The organism is Endozoicomonas sp. NE40 (genome assembly GCF_040549045.1).
GTDB classification, from domain to species: domain Bacteria; phylum Pseudomonadota; class Gammaproteobacteria; order Pseudomonadales; family Endozoicomonadaceae; genus Endozoicomonas_A; species Endozoicomonas_A lisbonensis.
Window position 1 is genome coordinate 2892759 of sequence record NZ_JBEWTB010000002.1, and the last position, 21465, is coordinate 2914223.

General features: G+C 44.4%; 16 protein-coding genes. 2 read left to right on the plus strand and 14 right to left on the minus strand.

Features of this window, described 5'->3' with window-relative positions; genetic code table 11:
• Positions 1 to 88: 88 nt before the first annotated feature.
• The 4 genes from V5J35_RS13955 to V5J35_RS13970 are packed head-to-tail and all read right to left on the minus strand — an operon-like array spanning position 89 to position 4868.
• Positions 89 to 1450, minus strand: coding sequence for a PIG-L deacetylase family protein (locus tag V5J35_RS13955; protein ID WP_354007725.1), 1362 nt, complete (start codon positions 1448 to 1450; stop codon positions 89 to 91).
• A 42-nt stretch (positions 1451 to 1492) separates the two neighbouring features.
• Positions 1493 to 2212 (minus strand): glycosyltransferase family 32 protein, encoded by a 720-nt coding sequence (locus V5J35_RS13960; RefSeq protein ID WP_354007726.1) that lies wholly within the window; start codon positions 2210 to 2212, stop codon positions 1493 to 1495.
• 58 nt (positions 2213 to 2270) lie between these two features.
• Complete coding sequence (locus V5J35_RS13965; RefSeq protein ID WP_354007727.1) at positions 2271 to 3584, minus strand: O-antigen ligase family protein; 1314 nt, start codon at positions 3582 to 3584, stop codon at positions 2271 to 2273.
• Positions 3585 to 3626: 42 nt separating this feature from the next.
• Positions 3627 to 4868, minus strand: a complete 1242-nt coding sequence (locus tag V5J35_RS13970; RefSeq protein ID WP_354007728.1) for a hypothetical protein — start codon at positions 4866 to 4868, stop codon at positions 3627 to 3629.
• A 118-nt stretch (positions 4869 to 4986) separates the two neighbouring features.
• On the opposite strand from V5J35_RS13970, the gene V5J35_RS13975 reads away from it, so the two are divergent.
• Positions 4987 to 6054, plus strand: a complete 1068-nt coding sequence (locus V5J35_RS13975; protein ID WP_354007729.1) for an IS4 family transposase — start codon at positions 4987 to 4989, stop codon at positions 6052 to 6054.
• Here the strand turns inward: V5J35_RS13975 and V5J35_RS13980 are convergent, their stop codons facing one another.
• From V5J35_RS13980 to glnE, 10 genes are all read right to left on the minus strand, one after another.
• Entirely contained in the window at positions 6055 to 7152 is a 1098-nt protein-coding gene (locus tag V5J35_RS13980; RefSeq protein ID WP_354007730.1) for a glycosyltransferase, read from the minus strand.
• A gap of 2 nt (positions 7153 to 7154) precedes the next feature.
• Positions 7155 to 7859 (minus strand): protein kinase domain-containing protein, encoded by a 705-nt coding sequence (locus V5J35_RS13985; protein WP_354007731.1) that lies wholly within the window; start codon positions 7857 to 7859, stop codon positions 7155 to 7157.
• 15 nt (positions 7860 to 7874) lie between these two features.
• A complete protein-coding gene (locus tag V5J35_RS13990; RefSeq protein WP_354007732.1) occupies positions 7875 to 8849 on the minus strand; it encodes a glycosyltransferase family 9 protein in 975 nt (324 codons plus the stop codon).
• Positions 8849 to 9604, minus strand: coding sequence for a lipopolysaccharide kinase InaA family protein (locus tag V5J35_RS13995; RefSeq protein WP_354007733.1), 756 nt, complete (start codon positions 9602 to 9604; stop codon positions 8849 to 8851). Before V5J35_RS13995 ends, V5J35_RS13990 begins: the two co-directional genes overlap by 1 nt.
• Positions 9605 to 9618: 14 nt before the next feature.
• Positions 9619 to 10428, minus strand: a complete 810-nt coding sequence (gene rfaP, locus V5J35_RS14000) for a lipopolysaccharide core heptose(I) kinase RfaP (RefSeq protein WP_354007734.1) — start codon at positions 10426 to 10428, stop codon at positions 9619 to 9621.
• Positions 10429 to 10432: 4 nt separating this feature from the next.
• Positions 10433 to 11560, minus strand: coding sequence for a glycosyltransferase family 4 protein (locus tag V5J35_RS14005; RefSeq protein ID WP_354007735.1), 1128 nt, complete (start codon positions 11558 to 11560; stop codon positions 10433 to 10435).
• The gene (gene waaC / locus V5J35_RS14010; RefSeq protein ID WP_354007736.1) at positions 11557 to 12591 is read right to left on the minus strand and encodes a lipopolysaccharide heptosyltransferase I; all 1035 of its coding nucleotides are present in this window, start codon (positions 12589 to 12591) and stop codon (positions 11557 to 11559) included. Before waaC ends, V5J35_RS14005 begins: the two co-directional genes overlap by 4 nt.
• Positions 12588 to 13631, minus strand: a complete 1044-nt coding sequence (waaF, locus tag V5J35_RS14015) for a lipopolysaccharide heptosyltransferase II (RefSeq protein WP_354007737.1) — start codon at positions 13629 to 13631, stop codon at positions 12588 to 12590. Before waaF ends, waaC begins: the two co-directional genes overlap by 4 nt.
• Positions 13632 to 13925: 294 nt before the next feature.
• A complete protein-coding gene (locus V5J35_RS14020; protein WP_354007738.1) occupies positions 13926 to 14861 on the minus strand; it encodes a branched-chain amino acid transaminase in 936 nt (311 codons plus the stop codon).
• 362 nt (positions 14862 to 15223) lie between these two features.
• A complete protein-coding gene (gene glnE / locus V5J35_RS14025; protein WP_354007739.1) occupies positions 15224 to 18178 on the minus strand; it encodes a bifunctional [glutamate--ammonia ligase]-adenylyl-L-tyrosine phosphorylase/[glutamate--ammonia-ligase] adenylyltransferase in 2955 nt (984 codons plus the stop codon).
• A 611-nt stretch (positions 18179 to 18789) separates the two neighbouring features.
• Here glnE and aceE point away from each other — a divergent pair.
• Complete coding sequence (aceE, locus tag V5J35_RS14030) at positions 18790 to 21447, plus strand: pyruvate dehydrogenase (acetyl-transferring), homodimeric type (protein WP_354007740.1); 2658 nt, start codon at positions 18790 to 18792, stop codon at positions 21445 to 21447.
• Positions 21448 to 21465: the final 18 nt, after the last annotated feature.

Genomic DNA, 21465 nt, shown 5'->3' on the forward strand with positions numbered 1-21465 from the left:
ACTCTCTTAGCTCATGCTGCTGACCTTGCCAGCACTCTCCTCAAAAAATGTCCCGTAGTCAGTAAAGAATGATATTGTATAAAATACTTTATTTGATTGGTTCTACAAAAAAAAGCTCATTGCTTCTAACAGCTTTACGGAAATATGGATCAGCACCATAAGAAGTGATTTTCCGATTGATAATGAGTGACTGAATTATAGCACGTATTTTTTTCTTAAATTTTATTGGTCGACGTAAATCGTGCATCATTTCCAAAGAAATTGCTTTATCTGTTTGAACTTTCTTGTCAAGAGGAACAGAAAACAGACTGTTAACTTTAGTCATTTCGAATGATGGTGGGAGCGAAGCATTACTGTGAGCAGGACCATAAGGATGCATGTCAGTTGTCGTCAAATGGTTTGCATAGAGCAAAAGATGATCAGGCTGATGCTTTGTTTTGGACAGCGCCTCTTTTAAGGCTCTCGTTGCAAAAATATGGTCTGAGTGAGCATCAATCTGGTCATGAGGAGTGACGATTGAAGTAGGCTTTATCTGCTCAATAAGATCAGCCAGATCCTGAACCAGGTTTTTCCAGGTTGATTTACCATCCTGATCTGAAGTCAAGGTTTTCGTGTTAAAGATTCTGAATGTACGGGTGTCATTAATGGGGGATGTAAGGGACTGCACGGGCAGGTCTGGTGAGTCATGCATCTTCGCAAGTTGCTTACAGAAATAACCCAATTGAATGGAGTTGGTGTATGGCTGATTACCCCATAAAGGAACTGCCAGACTGTCCCAAGCCCTGACAAGGCCTTTTAGCTTTGAAGCTTTTTCTAAGTCATTAGAAAAGTGCTTAAAAGTTTCTGGTTCAATTTCCCCGGCGGTAAGCGTGATTATGTGGCTGTTTGTACGGCTATACAGACCATAAGCCGCAATTTCAGCATCATCTGCATGAGGGGCAATGACCATTAGTTTATCAATGCTGATTCGAGAGTTATCAAAGGTATGTAGTATGCATGAGCTAGAGATAGTGCAATGCGATATTTTCAGATTAAGAGTTAACGATCCCCCGTGATCATTGCATAAAGAAGAAATATTTAAATAGCGTTTGCCACTAACACTTCTTTCAAAGTACTGCTTTACTTCATTTCCTTGGGAAGTGATTGTTATATAAGGGTCTAGAAAATTCCCGCTAAAAGAAGAAGTTACATTAGCTTCAATGATATAAGTAGACTGCTTAGAAGAAGCTTCAAGCAATATTGTATTATCTTGAATAACTATTGTTTTTTTTCGGGATGATTGGAGATTATACTGGTAATTTTTTTTAGGGTTGTATAAAATGTGGTCAGAAAAAAATGACTGATAAACCAACCAAGCAATAAATATTGATGGAATCAGTGCAGATAAGCCAAAAGCAAACATAAAAAGAATAGGAATGGTTATTAAAATATATTTAGGAATCTTATGCATTAAATGACTCTGTTTTTATGTTTGTATTAATATTTTTAGGTACTATTTAAAATAGTATTTTGTTAATTTAGTCAGGTTGTTGATGTCGATAGATAACCCCCCCCTAGTAATATATTTTACACTTTTGCTGAGTTTTGACTTGTTCCCTTTGTTCCAGCTACCATCGAACAGGTGTTCTGCGTAAATCGTTTCTGGTTTTACGAGCTGTTTATTTGCAGACCCAAAACTACCTATTGGTAGCTTGACTTGGTTGCTGATCGTCTCTATGTGGTTGTCTGGTTTAAAACCAGCTTCTAGTAGCAAATTACTCACCATTGTAACATTGACCATTTTTTTTAAATCTGACGCATCAAACTCTAAGGAGTCATATAGATTTAGCATTTTTTCAGGAAGCCAATGTTTGGCTCTGCATCCAATCGTTGAGGTGCCGAAACGACCAATGTTTTCTAACCCTATAAAAAAATCAGATGTTAATAGTGGATTAAAACTTTTGAATACTTCAACATCAGTATCCAAATAAATTCCACCTTCCTGGTGGAGTGCCAACATCCGAACATAGTCTGAAACAAAGGCATATTTTTTGTTTTTGTAAGCAGACTCTACGAATTTATTAGAACTAATATCAAAGGTATCTTCATTCCATAGGCATAGTTCATAGTCTGGAAGGTTATGATTCCATGAGGCGATACATCGCCTTATAGTTAAGTTGAATTTTGATTCACCAAACCAGCAATAGTGTATCTTTTTTGGTATTTTATTCAATGTCCTTGCACCCAATATAGGAAATAAGAGCAGCTCTTCATAGAAGAGCTGCTAAAAATCAATCTTGTGTTATTTGTTTTTTCTTTGCTTCGACTTCGTAAGAGTATTCTAACTCAGATTTGACTTGTCTGGATGAACTACTATCGTCTGCGTTCATAACTCTTTCACGTTTAGCGGCAAGAATTAAGCCTACAGGTAACCAGAGGAAAACCCAATATTCATGAGGGCGTGTGACAACTTTATGTACATCCGTCAGCATTGCTATAAAGGAGAAAGCTAGCAATCCAAGCGCTATTTTTACATGTTGTACATTCAATAGCTTAAAACTTGCAATAATTACTGAACCCATTGAAAGAACATAAAGAAACAATCCAGCTAAGCCTGTTTCATAAGTAACAAGAACAAAGCCACTATGAGGATGGTAGTAAGTGAAATTAATAAGGGGGTTATAGAATGCCATATGAGCATCAGCACCAAAACCAATAACTGGCCGCTCTGCTAGAACATTAGCTATTGCTTTTTCCCAAACAAACCATCGATCGCTGGTCACTGACGCCATAACGCTATCAAAATTTTCAGGATTTATATTAAGAGAAGATACATCGGTTGTAAGTACAATAAGAGCTATTATACTTGTAATCGAAATAAGGCAAGCAGGTAAAATTAGCTTGGGACGAAGAGTTAGCAGACAAGCAATAATAGCAAAGACTACACCGACAAGTGGGCCTCTTGAACCAGTTAAGAATACATAGGAGAAAAAAATAAATGTTAATAAAGAAAAAATAACTACTTTTACTTTATTATTTTCATTTAGCAATCTACCAAACGCCAGAATAGTGAATGCTCCAAAATAGTTAGCTGACTGGAGAGGAGTGCTGAACTTACCAAACTCACCAATCCCCATTTCATGTATTCGTGTCTCTCTGTATGAAAGGCTTGCTTCAGCACCAAATACTTGAAGATAAAAAGTAATAATTGCTCCTATTGCAACGACCAGCATGGCAACATCAATAGAGTGCAATAGGTACTTAGGTTTTTTTAGATAAATTAAAGTGATTCCGGCCAGATAAACCAGGACGTATGCTCCATATCGAACGTACTTGTTGAAGACACCAGATTTGTCAGAGGTTGTCCATAACGCACTAATAACAAACCAGAGTATAAACAAGACGATAAATAATTCTTCTCTTGTTTTGATTACATCTGTGAACCTGTTTGCGTATGTTGCAAGCAGCAAAAGACAGGGGAGCATAAACCACAAGTTAATTTGTGCTGCATGGCTACTCCCTGATGGGAGCCACATATTGCCTGATAATTGTACAAAAAGACCTATGGATAACCAGACAAGCAGAATTGCTCTAAAGCGCTGCAAGAGCGGCCGCTGGTCAGTTTGAGGATATGACATGAAAAAGTACTACAACTTACTGTTAAGGGGATAGGAATTAATCGTGGATTGCTTGCTGATAATATTATGTATCAGTTTGGTTGAGATATTTAAGCCATTGCATCCGTGTTTTAAGTGGAAGCTGGAAAAATCATCAGTTTTTTCTATAAACTGAATATAGCTGTTTGAATACTCCGCAATTTTCTTAGTGAATGAGTTTTTATCACTTACTCGATTTCCAAAAAAAGATTCCAATGAAAAAATATCTTCAGAATCTAACGCATTCAAGAATAGGATTGGACGTTTTGCCAAGGATGCTTCCAGTACTGCATTAGACTCAATAGATATGACAATTCCCGATGTTTCAAGTGCTTGTGCGAGAGAGCTTTTCTTGGATACTAGATCAATATTATTATACTTTTTAGCAGCATCATCCCAAAATGTAGATGTGCTTCTTGGATGCCGTTTAATAAATAATTTATGTTCTTTGTGTTGGATTGCCCAGTCCAGTAGTATCTGATAATTCAACTGCGCCAACTTGGTTTTTTCTCTGTCTGGCCCCATTCCAAGTAACAAAAGCTTATTATTATATGCCTTCATAGGCTTTAAGTTATAACTGTTGTCAACCATATGGGAACCGCTCAAAACAACTTTAGAGTCTCCGAAAATAAGATTCCTTTGCTTTAGTTTCTCATAAGAACTCTGTCCAAACAGAAAATAATAATCATAATCATTCATAGAGAACTGCCAGTTATCTTCTACTGTAGTAGCATGGGCAAGTTGTATCAATTTTGCATTTCTACGATTTAAAGACTCTCTTAGAAATGGACTCAACAGCATGCCGTTTCGATCATTAAGCATTAGTTTTGGGTTATATGTTGAAACAAGATATTCGGCGTAAGCTGCTAGGTAAAGGTATTTAAAACTGACAGGGTAAGAAGGCTTTTTTACTAACCCTTTGTTTAGTACTTTTTGGCCCTTGTAAAAAGGTATTTCAGCTAAGGAATAATTGATTTTTTGTAATTCAGCTTTCAGTGCTTTTTTTCGGTTTAGCCTTATAACTTTTTCTGAGTGCTGAAAGAGTAGTATGTCAACGTTTTCAGCTCGAATTGGACTCGACTGAAAGGTTATTTTCAACCAGGTAAGAATACTTAAAAAGTATAAATTTAGTGTTTCAAGCCAGTATTTGGTTGTTTTTTTTATTCCCTTTTTTCGCTCGGCTGCAAGAGCCTGCCTATAACGATCTAGTGCTTTAAGTTTTGTTACTTGCATTTTGGCTGTTGACTCAAAGGTATTGTTCTGACTACGGGACATTTTTTGAGGAGAGTGCTGGCAAGGTCAGCAGCATGAGCTAAGAGAGTAGTTCTCACACAAACTTTCTTTGATGCCAATGAACCCTGTCACAGCACTCCAGAACAAGCTTAGTGTTCATCTCGATTGGAACAAGGCTCGTTGTGAATTTATTGCTCAATTTATCCTTGGTCTGATCAAACTCAGAACCAGCTCTCTATACAGACTCCGTGTCGCCTTTGTCAGAGAGGCCTCCCCCGACTCAAGCTACAAACGGATTCAACGTTTTTTCAGAAGCTACTCACTGGACTACTCCGCTATTGCTCGCTTGATTGTCACGTTAGTGCCTCTTGAGCCTAAGTGGACTCTCTGTCTCGACAGAACCAACTGGAAACTCGGAAGTCAGGACATTAACCATCTGGTTCTGGCTGTTTGTTGTCAGGGTGTTGCCATTCCTTTGTTCTGGAGCAACCTTGATAAAGCTGGTTGCTCCGAGTCGAATCAGAGAATTGCCCTCATGAAACGCTTTTTGGCAACTTTTCCGGATCAGCCAGTTGCCTGCCTGTCTGCAGACCGGGAGTTTCATGGACATGGCTGGCTAAGCTGGCTCATGGAGCAAGGAATACTGTTCAGAGTACGCATCAAGAAGAATACACAAGTGGCGAAGCCCGGAAGCTCTGCCATCTCCGTGCGGTTGCAGTTTCGTTCACTGAAGGCTGGCACTTGGGACGCAATTTCGAAGCCTTGCAAAATCTGGGGCTTGAAGCTTTATGTTGCAGGGAGTTTGTCCCATAAAGGCTACTGCTTTGTTGTCAGCCAGGATAAGCCTGATACGATTATTCCCGACTACCATTGCCGCTGGGAAATCGAGTCTCTGTTCAGTTGCCTTAAAACCAGAGGGTTTGACATGGAAGCTTGCAGGCTGACCGCACCAGAGAGGACGGACAAGCTGACGGCTTTGCTGGCTTTGGCATTCTGCTGGAGCTACACCGAATGGTTGAAGAGGCAAGCAATTTCTCCATCAAGAATTGCGAAAACGCGCTTTGGTGCATCATGGCCAGCAGAAAGCATTTTCCATCAAGGCTTGGAGTACCTGCAGGAACTACTTCTGAATCCTGATAAATTGAAACGTGGATTTAAACAGGCTTTGAACTTTTTTGTCCCGTAGTCAGGGTATTGTTTTAAGAATTGACTCAAACTGATGAACAACAGCTTCATCGGTGAAATATTGTCGAATTCGCTTTTGCATTTCTTGTGCTTTTGCTGTTATTTGTAAGCTGTTCAGCGCCTGAAGTTTAAGCATTAATTCCGATAGCTGCAAATCGTTTCCAAACTGAAATTTTAAAGCTGTATTTCCCGTTACTTCCGGTGCCCCACCACAATCAGCAATGGCAATTGGCAGACCTGCAACCATGGCTTCCAGCAAAACCATCCCAAAAGGCTCACGATCGGAGGTAAGAATAAAGCTATCAAAAGCTTTGAAGTACTGACAGGCTTTTGGAACCATTCCAAGAAAGAGAACCTTGCTCTCAACTGATAGTCTTTTGCTCAGCTCTTGAAGTTCTACCTGAAGTTCACCTTCTCCCAGAATAACCAACAGCGAATTTGGTACTTGATGACAAATCTCTGCAAATGCTTTAATCAGTGTTTTTTGATCTTTGTCTTTATGAAGGCGGCCTACATTAACAAATATATAAGCATTCTCTGGTAGCTGAAGAAAATTTCTTGCTTCCCTCTTCGATTTTTGGCTTGCTGCGAGTGATTGATAATCCACTCTATTATAGAGAGTGTGTATTTTATCATCTTCTAGTTTACTCAGTGATTTACGCATATCGTCTCTAATGGCGTTAGAGACACCTAGCAATGTGATGTTTTTCTTGTTTCTATAGATATGCCAGCGTCTGGAAAAACGCTTATAATCACCAAAGCAATGATTAACTCCAATAACGTGAAGATCTTTAATATGAGTAGCAATGTAGATAGATTTAAAGCGGTGCGCCACTGCAAAACTAAAAGAATCTTTTTTACAAATTTCTCTAAGCTGAGCAATTTGTTTAAGCTTTAGCCCTCTTATGTCTTTTGTACTGTTATTCAGAAAAATTACTCTGTCAGAAGCTGAACCTCTAATAACTTCTTCGGATTTAGCGCCTTTTACGTATACAGTAGTTACTGAAAATCCTAATGAACAAAGCGTCGTTGCATATTGCCTAGCAACATCCAGAAAAGGCGCTCCATAGCTATGACAAATTTGTATAACTTTTTTCATGTTTATTTATCTAAAAATGATTTTCGCAATATTTTAGTTTTACTAAGGACCGCCTCTTTATAAGGGTGGTTTTCCCAATCTCTTTCAAATCTCTCTATGTCTTTCTGTATGTGTTTTTTTAGTTTTTTTGGGGACTTATGGATACGAACAACATCTAGATCGATAATACAAACATCTTGATCTTTTATCATGAAGTTTGGTACTTTGGTATCGCCATGTGTGATGTTGTTTTTGAATAATGTGGCAAGTATTTCTATTACTTTGTCTACAAATTCTGTGATAATTTTTTGCGAAAAACGTTCTGGGTGATCAATAAGCTGTTTGGCATTCTGACCTGTGTAAAACTCGGTAATAACATAGCTTTCCGTAGTGAGAGGACCGGTTTTTATTTTTACTATACCTAATGCCTTAGGTGTATTTATGCCTAAAGCAGATATGAGTTGAGAACCTTCCCAGAATATTTCAGATCTTGGCTTGTTTAAGCTTCTAATAATGCTATGAAGCCAACCTTTAAATTTAAATTTTTTGATAATTACAGGATTTTCAAAGTAAGGCCTAAAAGCATAGGTGATTCTTGTGGATTTATCATCTTTTATTAAAGTACCTGCTTTCAGAATCTCTATCATTTTTTCGGATTTGGCAAAATTGCATGGAATATTTTCAGAATGATAATATTTAAAGTTGAGCCATTTTTGGTTTTTAAACATGCTATGAGTTTATGATTAAATATCATTTCGTTGGCTAGGTTTCTTTTTGTTATAGTTCATAACATGGTTGATTATTTTTTTCTTTGGTATGAATGGGCTCCATATGCGTTGCCCAAAAAACTTCAATGTTATTATTGGTGTGACAATGTATGATTTTCGCCAGCCTGGCTTCCATTTGAACGAGTTGTTTTTCTTGTGTATGGTAACAGTTGGTATATTTAGTAAGGATGCTAAATGCCCTCCTCCTGAATCGTTGGCAATAACAAAACCAGACTCATAGATGTAAATTGCAAGTTCAAAAATTGATTCAAAACTTATAAATGGAATTGTGCATGTATTCCTATTCTCTCTAAACTTAGTTAGCTGTTTCTTTGTTCCTATAAAAACAGGGTCAGCTGCATTTTTTTTTAGCTCGAGTGCTATTTTTTCAAATCCACATATGTGATAAGTTTTTTCTTTTTCAGGTGTGTATGGGAATATACATACCCTATTTTTGTTTCTTTGAAATTTATAGTTTTTTAATATTTCTATATTTGGTGTACTTTTTATTTCGCTAAGATTCCAGCTGTTTTTGCAAAAATTTACAGCATGTTGAACCATGTTGCACCCACTATGTTCTTTATTGTATAAAGCACCACTTGCAAATTTGAAGTTATGTAAGTGTACTTTTTTTTCTAAATACTTTTCTGGGCATCTAGTGCAGGTGACCCATACAGTTTTTTTAAGAAAATTTTCCTTTGTAGAAAGCAGACTGTTTATTTCTGCGTTGTGTGGGTCGCAGATGATTAAATCACATGATTCTAAAAAAAAATCTATCTTTTCAAGTTGATCACAATCCTTTGTATTAAAGTCTTTGAGAATTGAGCCAAGTTCTGAAAGAGTGCTGCTAAATAGCGTTGTCTCGAATCCTGAGTTAGATAGGCCTTGTGCTAATATTGTGAAGATTAAGCCGTCGCCTAAGGTAGATATAGGAAAGATTGCTGCTTTCATTATTTCGTCTTATCGAAAAAGTGTATAATAGTATTAATTAGCTTTTTATCTTTTTTACTTAATGTTCTTGAGTTACAGTATCTGAAGAAAAAGCTTAGTCGATCTGTTGAGCTAAGTATAGTTTTTGCCACTTTGTCTAGGCATGCCAAATCTTTCACTCTACCTCTTTCAAAAAGTAAGGCACTAACAATCGTACCAGATGGACAATCAATTAAAAATACTTCCGGATGATCTGTTTGTGTCACCAAAATATTACGCCATTTGAAATCAATATGGACAAACTTTTTATCATGTAGTTTTCTTGCAATAGTTGCCACTTGGTTAATGACTTGCTTCATCCACGCTCTGTCTGAAAGCTTCGGAGAGGATTCATTAACCATTGTTTTTAGGTCTTTTGAGTTTTTTACTTCTTCTGTAATTAACACCCCTCTGGTCATTACTCCGAATTTTTTTTCTTCTCCATAAGCTACAACTTTTGCAGCGGGTACTCCCAACTCATGAAAAAAGAGCATGTTTTCCCATTCGGCTCTAATGCGACTCCTTCCTAAATAGCGCCTTATTCCTTTACCTGCTTTAATGTATCTCTTAACGTAGTAGCCAACGCCATCGATTTCTACACGGTGAACACTACTAAGCTTGTCATCATTTATTTGCTTACCACGCAAATTAAATACATGGTCAATGGATGCAAATGCTTTGAGTCTATTACCAGTCTGGTATTCTGGGGTAATGGTCCATGTGGACGAATTAAACATGAATATCCTGTTTACTAATAATTCGGATGCCCAACTTTACGCTTCATACGATCATTCAGTTTTATTGCTTTTTTCTCGATTTTTTTCCACATCCAGTCATGCCGCTTTAATGCATCTCTGAGTGGCAAACCGGTATAAGTCTTGATAAAACGATAAATATCGCGCTGCGTTAAGTTATAGCCCATAGCTGAATAATACAGACCTGAGATATCTTTAAGCCGCCAACGCTCAGGAACCTTTTTCCTTACCTGTGCACGGTGAAGGTCAATTAAATAGAAGCGGAGATTGCCGGGTTCAGGTTTTTTTACTTTAGATAGCATGAAATGACAAAGATAGTAATCTCTATGATTAACTCCGCTGTCATGAAGCTTCCGACTTATTTCTGCAAGCTTTCTGATGATGGCCGCTTTTAAAACAAATGAAGGAGGCTTTTCTTTCCAAGTGTCACAGAAGTCTTCAAGAGTATACATATCCTCCAGTTCTTCTGTTATCAGAAATGATTCTTGCTTGGCCGGATTACAGCCTTTTTTTCCATAGGCGACCATAGTCATAGTATCAATGCCGACAGATTTAAGGGTGCTTAATGCTGTCCATTCATTCTTCGCTCCTAGCACAGGCTTCCTAAGTCGAATGAGGTTTTCTGCAATTTCTAACCAGCCAACGCCTTTGTGTATTTTGGCAAAGTAACCTTTGCCATCATGCTCGAACCGAAAAGTGCGTCTTGCTTCCAGTTCACGGAAAACCTCCCCATTCATACTTATAAGGAGTTGGAATGGGTCTTTTCCCTGCCAAGCTTCCTTGAAGTCATCTCTTAAATAAAGCATTTAGCTACGCCTTCCTTAGTGCTTGCTGCATGATTATTTCAGCTGCTTTCTGCGGCATGCTATAAAGGTCTTCTGAACGACTGTATTTAACAGCATTTTTCTGCCATGTTTCCTTTTTGTTTGATGACAACATGCGGCAAGTCAGGTCATTAAGTCGCTCCTGCCGAAATGGCGATTGTACGACATAACCAGCATCTGCATCTTTTATATAGTGGGCATACCCACACACATCGGTCGTTAGCACAGGCAATCCAGAAACTAAAGCTTCTAGCAACACTGTTCCTGTGTTTTCATTGTATGCTGGGTGAATGAGTAAATCGGCACCTAATAAAAAACGTGGTATATCATCACGACCGGATAAAAACTTTACCTGTTGTTCCGTGTTTAATTGCTTTGCCAATCTTATGAAAGGCTTTTGCTTATCCTGACCAACAACAAAAAGCTGTGTTTGAGATTTTAATGGTTCCGGTAATGACGCTAAAGCTTTTATAGCCCGATCAAGCCCTTTGGTTTTGAAGCCTGAACCGACTAAAAGGATAAGCTTTTCATCATTCTTTAAACCGAACTCATGACGGAATTTACGTCGAATCTCATTATGATTTTTAGAGCGACACCTGTCTTTAGATATACCTGGTGGAAGCAGTATGATCCGTTCGTCTGGTGTTTGGTAATGTTTCTGAAATACAGGTTTTTGCAATGGTGAAATCAGCAGTGACAATGTCTTGCTGTCCGAAGAAAAAACCGCACTCTCAAAAGCCGAATACTGTTTGAAACGGGATGTTAACGGATACCACCAACCACGACTGGTGAATGCTTTTTCTTTAAAACAAGTATCTGCTGCATAATAAACATCGAGACCTGCCATCTTGTTAAAGCCTGTTAGCAAATCTACGGGATCGTCTGCAATATCTTTCTGTATTTGTTCCTGAAAATCCAGCATTCTTTTGTGATTGCTACTTCCTCTCACAGGCAAAGTCTTTACATTAAAGCCTTCTGGGTAATCACCTTGCCAGCTCGTCGTATAAACCCGAATCTCACACCCACGCTTCTGACATTCAAGAGCAATCCGCAGGAAGTCCCGTTGCAGACCACCAAACGGGAAGTATTTAAACAGCGCAAATGCCAGAATCATTGGTTCTCCCGGTTTGGTGTTTCATTAATCAATTGTTGTAAAGATGACCAGACAAAATCCGGTGTCATTGGGATGAACATCTCTGGCTCAATATTCTGGTTAGCGACTGAAGCTTTATCCATTTCCGGGCAATCGTTCAGGGTAAGGTGGACTTGAGACTGTCCATAAGCGCCAACCTCTTCAGGGCTGGTTGGGCCATAAAGAGACACTGCTGGCACCTCTAAAGCGGCGGTTAAATGTCCCAGACCGGTATCTACAGCTGTTACGGCTGTTGCTCTGGCAATAACGCCTGCCACGCCGCAAATATTCATTCTGGGCAAAACAATCGCTGATTTTGAACTGTGGGCAATAATGTCTGCACGCTCTTTTTCTTTTTCGTTACCCCATGGCAGTACCACGTCATAGCCAGCGCCATTAACCCGATGAGCCAGTTCGCACCAGTATTTTTCCGGCCAGTGTTTGGTGGGCCAGGTAGTCCCATGGATAAATACAACGTAAGGCTTTCCGGTAACCGCTTCACAAGTAAAGTGGCTTTTGTCCAGATGAAAATGCCCGGTTGTTTCTGGCAATGGGTAGCCAAGAGACTGGGCAAACAGTTGTCTTACCCGTTCAACGGCATGCTGGTTCCACCCAACAGCCTGGGGATGTTTATAAAATGCAGAGGCCAGCGGCTCCCGGGCTGAATGTTTATCCAGACCAAATCCCGGACCTTTGGCAATACGTGTGAGAAAGGCACTTTTTACCAGCCCCTGAGCATCAATAACCGCATCATAACGACGGGACTTAAGCAGAGCCTTGAAGCGTTTCCACTCTCCGGATTGAAGCGTTTCCAGCAGTGACTTTCGCCAGCGCCTGATCGCCACGGGAATCACTTTATCCACGGCAGGGTGCCAGCTGGGAATTTCTGCAAAGCCTTCTTCTACCACCCAGTCAAAACGAATGCCCGGAATCGCATTGGCTGCATCTGTCAGGGCTGGCAGGGTGTGGATGACATCTCCCATTGAGGAGGTTTTAATAATAAGAACCTTCACTCACGGATCTCCAGCAGCTCTTCGCCCGTCAGGTCGTTCAGGGCTTTAAGAACCATTTCGGGGCCAAGCTTTCTCATACAGTCCATGTGGCCCAGCGGGCATTCGCGCTTGAAGCACGGGCTGCATTCCAGTCCCAGCCAGAGGGTTTTGCTGTTTTGATTCATGGGGGGGGTGTGGGCTGCAGTGGTTGAGCCATAAACAGCAACCAGAGGGCGCGATAGCGCCGCTGCAATGTGCATCAGCCCGGAATCATTGCTGACAACCGCATCAGCCTGTGACAACAGGTCAACTGCATCGGCCAGGGTAGTCTCTCCTGCCAGATTGCAGCAATGATCCTGTAATGTTTTGGGGAGGTAGCTGACGATCTCAGACGTCACCTGACGGTCTTTGGCGGAACCAAACAGCCACACCTGCCAGCCTTGTCGGGCCATGATCAATGCAACTTCGCCATAATAACCGGCAGGCCACTGTTTGGAATGGCCAAACTCAGCGCCCGGGCAAAGTGCCAGAACCGGGGCTCCGCTGTTCAGGCGGTAGCGCCCCAGCGCACTGTCCAGATTAGCTTTGTTCACCTCAAGCGCAGGAACTGGCAGAGGCTTTGGAAGCGCTTGCTTATCTGGATAGGCCAGCGCCACGAAGCGCTCAATCATCAGCGGGTACTGCTTCTTGTCCAGTGTTCTCAGGTCATTCAGAAGCCCGTAGCGCATCTCGCCACGCCAGCCCGTTCGAACAGGAATGCCTGCCAGAAAGGGGATAAGGGCTGATTTCAGAGAGTTTGGCAGCAGTATTGCGTGATCATAACTTTCCGCCTTCAGAGAACGGGCGACCTTTCTACGCAGTTTCAGGTTCAGATTACCATGCCCAACAGGCATATCGATCGCCTGCCTGACTTCGGGCATGCGTTCCAGTATAGGGCTGCTCCAGCCAGGTGCCAGCACGTCGATGATGGCATTTGGGTACTGTCGTTTCAGGGCGATGAACAGTGTTTGTGCCATCACCATGTCCCCTACCCATGAGGGGCCAACAATCAGGTACTTCACGGCTTGGACGGTTCCTTGATTCATTGTATTCGTTATTCACAGCTTTCAGGCACGCTACCGCCAGACAAAGCAGTCGTAACCAGTTCGTCAGGGATCGTTCAGCTTGTCTGTTTATGTGCAAATACTGTTTTTCCAGCAGACTCTGATGAAACAGCTCAGAAACAAATCGTATCGAAAGGACTCTGCTAACGAGCCAGAATAAATGCAACATAAAAAAAGTGGTGTAGGATTGTACTACACCACTTTTATAGTTAAAAACTCAGTAATCGTCGCAAGACTTTAACAGGGGGGGGGTCAACAGAGCCTGGCCACATAGTCAAGCCATTCAGGGAATAACTCGCTTTTGCCTGTCACCTGGTCAAAATACATTTTTTGCAGTTTTTCGGTAACGGGGCCGCGCCTGCCACTGCCGATCACCCGGCCATCGTGCTCCCGAATGGGCAGAACCTCTGCAGCAGTGCCGGTAAAAAAGGCTTCTTCTGCCACATAAACCTCATCACGGGTAATGCGCTTTTCACGAACTTCCAGACCCAGATGTTGAGCAAACCGGATGATCGTATCCCGGGTAATGCCTTCCAGGCAGGACGTTAGTTCAGGTGTGTAGAGAATACCATCGTCTTTAACAATGAAGATATTTTCTCCACTCCCTTCCGCAACATAGCCTTCATTATCCAGCAGCAATGCCTCTTCACAACCGCTGTCCAGAGCTTCGCGCAGCGCCAGCATGGAGTTCATGTAGTTACCGTTAGCCTTGGCTTTGCACATGGTAATGTTGACATGATGACGGGTGTACGATGAGGTGCGAATCCGGATGCCCTGTTCCAGTGCATCCGGTGACATGTAGGAAGGCCAGTCCCAGGCGGCAACAATCGTATGGACTTTCAGCCCTTCAGCCCTTAAACCCATGCCTTCTGAGCCGAGGAAACTCATGGGACGCAGGTAAGCGGAATCAAGACCGTTTTCACGCACCACCTGTTTCTGGGCTTCGAGCAGTTCTTCCCTGCTGTACTGAATGTTCATGCCCAGAATATGGGCGCTGCGGAACAGTCGGTCGGTGTGTTCTTTAAGGCGAAAAATTGCCGCCCCCCTGTCGGTACTATAAGCGCGCACGCCTTCAAAAACGCCCATGCCATAGTGCAAAGTGTGTGTAAGAACGTGGGTTTTAGCTTCGCGCCAGGGAACCAGTTCTCCGTCAAACCAGATAACGCCATCTTTATCGGCGAAGGACATACTTAAACTCCCGCCTGTTATTCATTTTGATTGGTTCTGTTAATCCGGCAGTATGCCGGCATCCGTACTGTTCTAACATGTTTTTGCCAGACGGCTATGTGTTAGCTACGCGTTAGCTATGCATTAACCGCCCTTGCTGCCTGACCATCTGTATCATGGGTAGTGTGTGATGGTCGTGACCACGGGTATTGCTGTGGTCGGGTGTGTTGCTGCAAGCGTTTCGGTTTGTCGCGGGCAGGTAAGGTATTTGAGCATAAAATCGCTGCGATTTCCAAGCTGCCCGGAAGAATGAAGGCTTACGTCATCGTTTATTGAAAAACTTTTCGTTTCCAGCCCATTCTTTATGCCAGTTAATAGAGTAGCTATTCCATCCAATGTTGCCAGAGACTACAGACCTGTGACCGGAAAGGTTCAACAAAGGCAGGGCTACCAAACGAACGCTCGTTTAGAAAAGCCCTTGAATGGATGGCTTTTCGCAGAAACTTGTAAGCTTCCCGAAGCTGTTTGCCCTGCTCATGGGTGATTATATTGCTCTGTTCCAGTGATTCTGAAATACGAATATTGTCGGTATAACGGGTAATGTCCGGATGATTACTGGCATACGCCAGCACGGCGTATTGCATCAGGAACTCAATATCTACAATACCGCCTTTGTCGTGTTTCAGATGGAAAAGGGGGTTGCCGCTGTCATCATTCTTTTTAGAGCCAAGGTGGTCACGCATCTTGATGCGCATATCCACTACATCGTTTTGCAACGTTGTTTTGTCCCTGGTCTGGCAGAGAATCTGTTTGCGCAAGGTTTCAAAGCGGGCAGTCAGCTGTTTATCGCCTGCCACTGCCCTGGCCCTGACCAGTGCCTGATGCTCCCAGGTCCAGGCATCATTCTTCTGGTATTTTTCAAAAGCAGTTATGGAGCTGACAAGAAGGCCTGAAGAGCCAGACGGCCGTAGTCGCATATCAGCCTCATACAGCGAGCCGGAAGCGGTATGGGTCGTCAGAATATGAATAATACGCTGCCCCAGTCGGGTAAAGAACGTGCCGCTGTCCAGAGGACGGTCGCCGTCTGTTTCCCGGTTAGCGGCACCATCATGAACAAATACAAGGTCCAGGTCAGAGCCGGGACCCAGTTCAATACCACCCAGCTTGCCATAACCAATGACGATGAAGCCGGGATTACAGGGGTTGCCTTCCTGACCAACCGGGCGACCATGGCGTTCTGTCAGGTTGCGCCAGGCAATGTCGACCACCTGCTCCAGCACAACCTCGGCAATCCAGGTCAGGTAATCGCTCTCTTTCATCAGTGGCAGAGTGCCAGCAGTCTGTGCGGCTGCGACCTTGAGTACATGCGCCATTTTGAAATGGCGTAACACTTCCATCTGAGATTCCAGGTCGTCTTCCGGAATGTGTGCCAGTTGCTGTCGCAGGTCGTCTGCCAGCTCTGCCCGTTTGGGTGGGTTGTAGAGGGTACCGACATTAAGAAACTCGTCCAGCAGTGCCGGGTGACGGTTAATCTGTTCGGCAATCCACGGGCTGGCGGTACACAGTCGGCAAAGATGATCCAGGGCGCCCGGGTTTTCCATCAGCAGCACCAGATAGGCGGTTCGACGCAATACGCTCTCTACCAGCGGGATCAGCCGGATCAGACAGACGTCAGGCGCTTCCGTGGTGATGACCTGTTCCATAAGAACCGGAATAAAGGCATCAAGGCGTTCACGACTCTGCCTTCTGACCCGGGTGATGGCTTTACCGTCACGCAGGGCGCGCAGACGGTTGTGCGATGTGTTGACATCGGTAAAGCCTTTTTCTTCCAGCAGTTTGATTTCATCTTCTTCTGACAGCTCCCTGTCCCAGAGCATTTTCCAGCTTTCAGAAGGCATCGGCTGATCATCATCCTGTTCATCAGGGTCGGCAATAACATGGTCAAAGTGATGTACGACACGATCTTTATGCATATCCAGGGTCGTCATCAGTGTCTGCCAGTCCGGATGACCCATGCTGTAGGCGACGCGGTTCCGGGGTTCGTCAAAGTCAGGCAGGTTCTGGGTCTGCTGATCCTTGAGTGCCTGAATGGCATGCTCAAGGTTGCGCAAATAAATGTAAGCCTCGCGAAGCTCCTCAGTCGCCTGTTCTGGCATATAGCCGGACTCTTTCAGCACGTCCAGAACATCCAGCAGGGCTTTGCACTGCAGGCTGCGATCCCGGCCACCATGAATCAGCTGAAACGACTGGGCAATAAACTCAATCTCCCGAATACCGCCATGCCCCAGCTTGATATTGGTTTCCATGCCCTTGCGCTTTACTTCTCGCTGGATCAGCTTTTTCATATCCCGCAGGGCGGTGATGGCGCCAAAGTCGATATAACGCCTGAACGTGAAGGGCTTCAGGGTTTGCAATAACTGCTCCCCTGCCGACACATCACCAGCCACCGGGCGAGCCTTGATCATCGCGTAACGTTCCCAGTCCCGTCCCTGATCCTGATAGTACTGCTCCATTGCAGAAAAACTCATGGCCAGCGAACCACTGGAACCATAAGGCCGAAGTCGCATATCAACCCGGAACACAAAACCATCAGCTGTTTTGCTGTCGATTACTTTAATTAGTCGCTGTCCCAGCCGGGTAAAAAACTCCTGATTATCAAACGACCTGCGACCACCTACCGTTTCGCCTTTATGGGGGTAAGTGAATATCAGGTCGATATCAGACGACAGGTTTAGCTCATGAGCGCCATGCTTGCCCATGCCAAGAATCACCATATGCTGTGGTTCCGGCTCCTGGCCGGGGTCGCAGCCCATGGGTGTACCAAATCCTTTGCAGCAATCCTGGTACAGCCAGTGCAGGGCCTGATCCACACAGGCGTCAGCCATGGCAGACAGGTCTGCTGTCGTTTGTTGCAGAGTGGCCATTCGATTCAGGTCCCGCCAGATGATGCGAACCATTTCCCGGTTACGATACACACGCAGAACGTTCATCAGCTCCGCTTCAGAGTGGATGGCCTGAACCCGTTCCGACAGCTGGACATGATGCAACTCCGGATCAAAGTGCAGTAACAGTTCGGGATTTTCCAGCCATTGAAACACCAGCTCCGGGTGACGAATGCACTGTTCTGCCGCAAAGTCACTGCCTGCCCAGGTGTTGGCCAGTTGCTGCAGGAAGTGATGGTTTGACGGATCGTTCAGGCTGTCTGGAGAAGAAATAGCAGAAGAAAGGGTTTCAGAAGAAAATTGAGGTGCGAGTTGTTCGCAATTTGCACAAAACGCTTGCCAGTGTCTGTTAATCACAGGGGCAACGGCTGGTGAAATCTTAATCGGGAAGGACATGGAGCCAATACTCTGCTGCTGAACTGGTACTGTGATTCTAACGAAAACGGGCTGTAGCGAGAACATGAATCCTGTTAAGGTGCATTCTGTATGAATTTAACACAAGTTAACATGCAAACTGTTTGAATGATGGTCAGAATCGGTAGAAAAATTATAAAGATGTTGTAATTTTGTAAATTTACTACACGTTAGTACTGGTACTAATGGTGGAAATTGCTTATCTTGTAGTTATATTACATTTGATCGATATCATTGTTTTAGAAGTTTACCGCTACAGAATCTCATCGAGCCCCATAATTCCTCAAGAGTTGATCATTTTTGAGATAAATTCGATGGAAAGCACTTTGCTGACAGCAAGCGCTTTTTGGAAGGATTCTGTGGCATGGATGTTAACAACGGCGATGAAGGTTAACCACAGTGAACGTCTGTGGCATGGCTGACCGGGGGGGAAATCTGAACTATTCTGTCTTGCTCAAACAATTGCTGGCTGGGCGGACAGGCTCTCGATAGCTCAGAAGAAACAGTTCAGACAGGATCAGGAATGATCATAAGTCATAACCTTTTTCGCCAAACGCTCTTTATTTTCGGAGCCGACATTTTCGGAATTTAGTATGCACGACATCGATCCTATCGAGACCCGGGAGTGGCTGGACTCCCTGGATTCCGTTCTGGAGAAAGAGGGGGAGGACAGGGCGCATTACCTGATGACCCGCCTGTCCCAGCATGCAAGAGCCAAGGGTACGCAGTTGCCCTACGCAATAACAACACCTTACCGCAACACCATTCCTCCGGAAAAAGAAGCCCGGATGCCTGGCGACCTGTTTATGGAGCGCCGAATCCGTTCTCTGGTGCGCTGGAATGCTCTGGCAATGGTGATGCGTGCCAACCAGAAAGACAGCTCTCTGGGGGGACACATTTCGTCGTTTGCGTCCAGTGCGACGCTGTACGACATTGGTTACAACTATTTCTTCCATGGTCATGAAAACGATCGTGAGGGCGACCTGGTTTATTACCAGGGACACACAGCTCCCGGTATTTATGCCCGTGCTTTCCTGGAAGGCCGACTCTCAGAAGACCAGCTCAACAGTTTCCGTCAGGAGGTGGATGGCAAAGGTCTGTCGTCTTATCCGCACCCCTGGCTGATGCCTGACTTCTGGCAGTTCCCGACCGTATCCATGGGGCTTGGGCCGCTACAGGCGATCTATCAGGCACACTTTATGAAGTACCTGATCAACCGTGGTCTGGCACCGGATCAGAACCGCAAGGTCTGGGCTTTCCTGGGTGACGGTGAGATGGATGAGCCGGAATCCCTGGGTGCTATCTCTCTGGCGGGGCGTGAAAACCTCGACAACCTGATCTTCGTTGTGAACTGCAACCTGCAACGTCTGGATGGGCCGGTCAGGGGCAATGGCAAGATTATGCAGGAGCTGGAGGGTGTATTCCGTGGTGCTGGCTGGAATGTCCTGAAAGTCACCTGGGGCCGTCACTGGGATCAACTCTTTGCCAAAGACAAAGACGGCATGCTGCAACAGTTGATGGATGAAGCCGTTGATGGTGATTATCAGAACTGCAAGGCAAAAGGCGGTGCCTGGACCCGTGAAAACTTCTTTGGTCGCTATCCGGAAACCCTGAAGCTGGTTGAGCATCTGTCTGATGACGACATCTGGCGTCTGAACCGTGGTGGTCACGATCCTTACAAGGTGTACGCTGCTTACCATGCCGCTGTGAACCATACCGGACAGCCAACTGTGATTCTGGCAAAGACCGTTAAGGGTTACGGTACAGGTACCACGGGCGAAGCCTCCAACATCAGTCACAATGTTAAGAAACTGCCGATTGATGACCTGAAACAATTCCGTGATCGCTTTGACCTGCCTATCAGGGATGAAGACCTGCCCAGTCTGCCTTACTTCAAACCGGCGGAAGACAGTCCGGAAATGATCTACATGCGCAAGCATCGTGAGAAGTTGGGCGGTTTTATTCCTTCCCGTCGGGTTCAGTCGGATGTGAAGCTGACCGTTCCCGAACTGTCGTCACTGGATGCGGTCCTCAAAGGCAGTGGCGAACGTGAAATCTCCACAACCATGGCGTATGTCAGGGTTCTGGGCGCTCTGGCAAAAGACAAGAATATTGGCAAGAATATCGTTCCCATTATTCCGGACGAAGCCCGAACCTTTGGTATGGAAGGCATGTTCCGTCAGCTGGGTATCTACTCTGCAAAAGGCCAGAAGTACGATCCGGTGGACTCTGACCAGGTGATGTTCTACAAGGAATCCAAAACCGGACAGATTCTGGAGGAAGGCATTAACGAGGCCGGTGCGCATGCGGCGTGGATTGCGGCTGCCACTTCTTACAGCAGCAATAATGTCCCCATGATTCCGTTCTATGCGTTCTACTCCATGTTCGGGTTCCAGCGTACAGGCGATCTGGCATGGGCAGCGGGCGATATTCAGGCCAGAGGCTTCCTGATCGGTGCGACTTCCGGTCGAACTTCCCTGAATGGTGAAGGTTTGCAGCATCAGGACGGCCATAGCCATATACTGGCTTCCACTGTGCCGAACTGCATCAGTTACGACCCGACTTATGGCTACGAACTGGCCGTGATTATCCAGGACGGCTTGCGTCGTATGTATGGTGAGAATGAGAGTGTCTGGTACTACATCACCACCATGAACGACAGTTACAAGATGCCTGCTCTGCCTGAAGGCGACGATGTACTGGAAGGCATTGTCAAAGGTCTGTACTGCTTTGAAGAAGGCAATAAGACCGAAGGACAGCGTGTTCAGTTGATCGGTTGTGGCACGATTCTGGAAGAAGTTCGTGCGGCAGCGCAACTGCTGCGTGATGACTTTAACATTGAGTCCGATATCTGGAGCGCAACCAGCTTCAACGAACTGCGTCGTGACGGACTGAACGTTGCCCGTCATAACATGCTGAATCCTGAAGCCGAGCCTCAGGTGAGCTGGGTTGAGAAACAGCTGGCGGACCGAAAAGGCCCTGTCATTGCCGCCAGTGATTACATGAAGGTGTACTCTGACCAGATTCGCGATTTTGTTCCGGGTACTTACATCACTCTGGGTACCGATGGTTTTGGTCGTTCCGATACGCGTTCAAAACTGCGTGAATTCTTCGAGGTCGACCGTTACTTTGTGGTGATTGCCGCGCTGACCGGGCTGGTAAAAGAGGGTGAAATTGAACGCTCAGTAGTGACCGAAGCCCTGAAGAAATATAACATCGACGGCGAAAAAGCTAACCCTGTGTACTGCTGATAAAGTGATGCCCTGTCT

Coding starts and splice junctions, on each gene's coding strand:
- V5J35_RS13990 (WP_354007732.1), bottom strand. CDS start 8,849: ATGAAAGCAGCAATCTTTCCTATATCTACCTTAGGCGACGGCTTAATC.
- V5J35_RS13985 (WP_354007731.1), bottom strand. CDS start 7,859: ATGTTTAAAAACCAAAAATGGCTCAACTTTAAATATTATCATTCTGAA.
- aceE (WP_354007740.1), top strand. CDS start 18,790: ATGCACGACATCGATCCTATCGAGACCCGGGAGTGGCTGGACTCCCTG.
- V5J35_RS13975 (WP_354007729.1), top strand. CDS start 4,987: ATGAACCCTGTCACAGCACTCCAGAACAAGCTTAGTGTTCATCTCGAT.
- glnE (WP_354007739.1), bottom strand. CDS start 18,178: ATGTCCTTCCCGATTAAGATTTCACCAGCCGTTGCCCCTGTGATTAAC.
- V5J35_RS13980 (WP_354007730.1), bottom strand. CDS start 7,152: ATGAAAAAAGTTATACAAATTTGTCATAGCTATGGAGCGCCTTTTCTG.
- V5J35_RS14005 (WP_354007735.1), bottom strand. CDS start 11,560: ATGATTCTGGCATTTGCGCTGTTTAAATACTTCCCGTTTGGTGGTCTG.
- V5J35_RS13955 (WP_354007725.1), bottom strand. CDS start 1,450: ATGCATAAGATTCCTAAATATATTTTAATAACCATTCCTATTCTTTTT.
- V5J35_RS14020 (WP_354007738.1), bottom strand. CDS start 14,861: ATGTCCTTCGCCGATAAAGATGGCGTTATCTGGTTTGACGGAGAACTG.
- rfaP (WP_354007734.1), bottom strand. CDS start 10,428: ATGCTTTATTTAAGAGATGACTTCAAGGAAGCTTGGCAGGGAAAAGAC.
- V5J35_RS13970 (WP_354007728.1), bottom strand. CDS start 4,868: ATGCAAGTAACAAAACTTAAAGCACTAGATCGTTATAGGCAGGCTCTT.
- V5J35_RS13995 (WP_354007733.1), bottom strand. CDS start 9,604: ATGTTTAATTCGTCCACATGGACCATTACCCCAGAATACCAGACTGGT.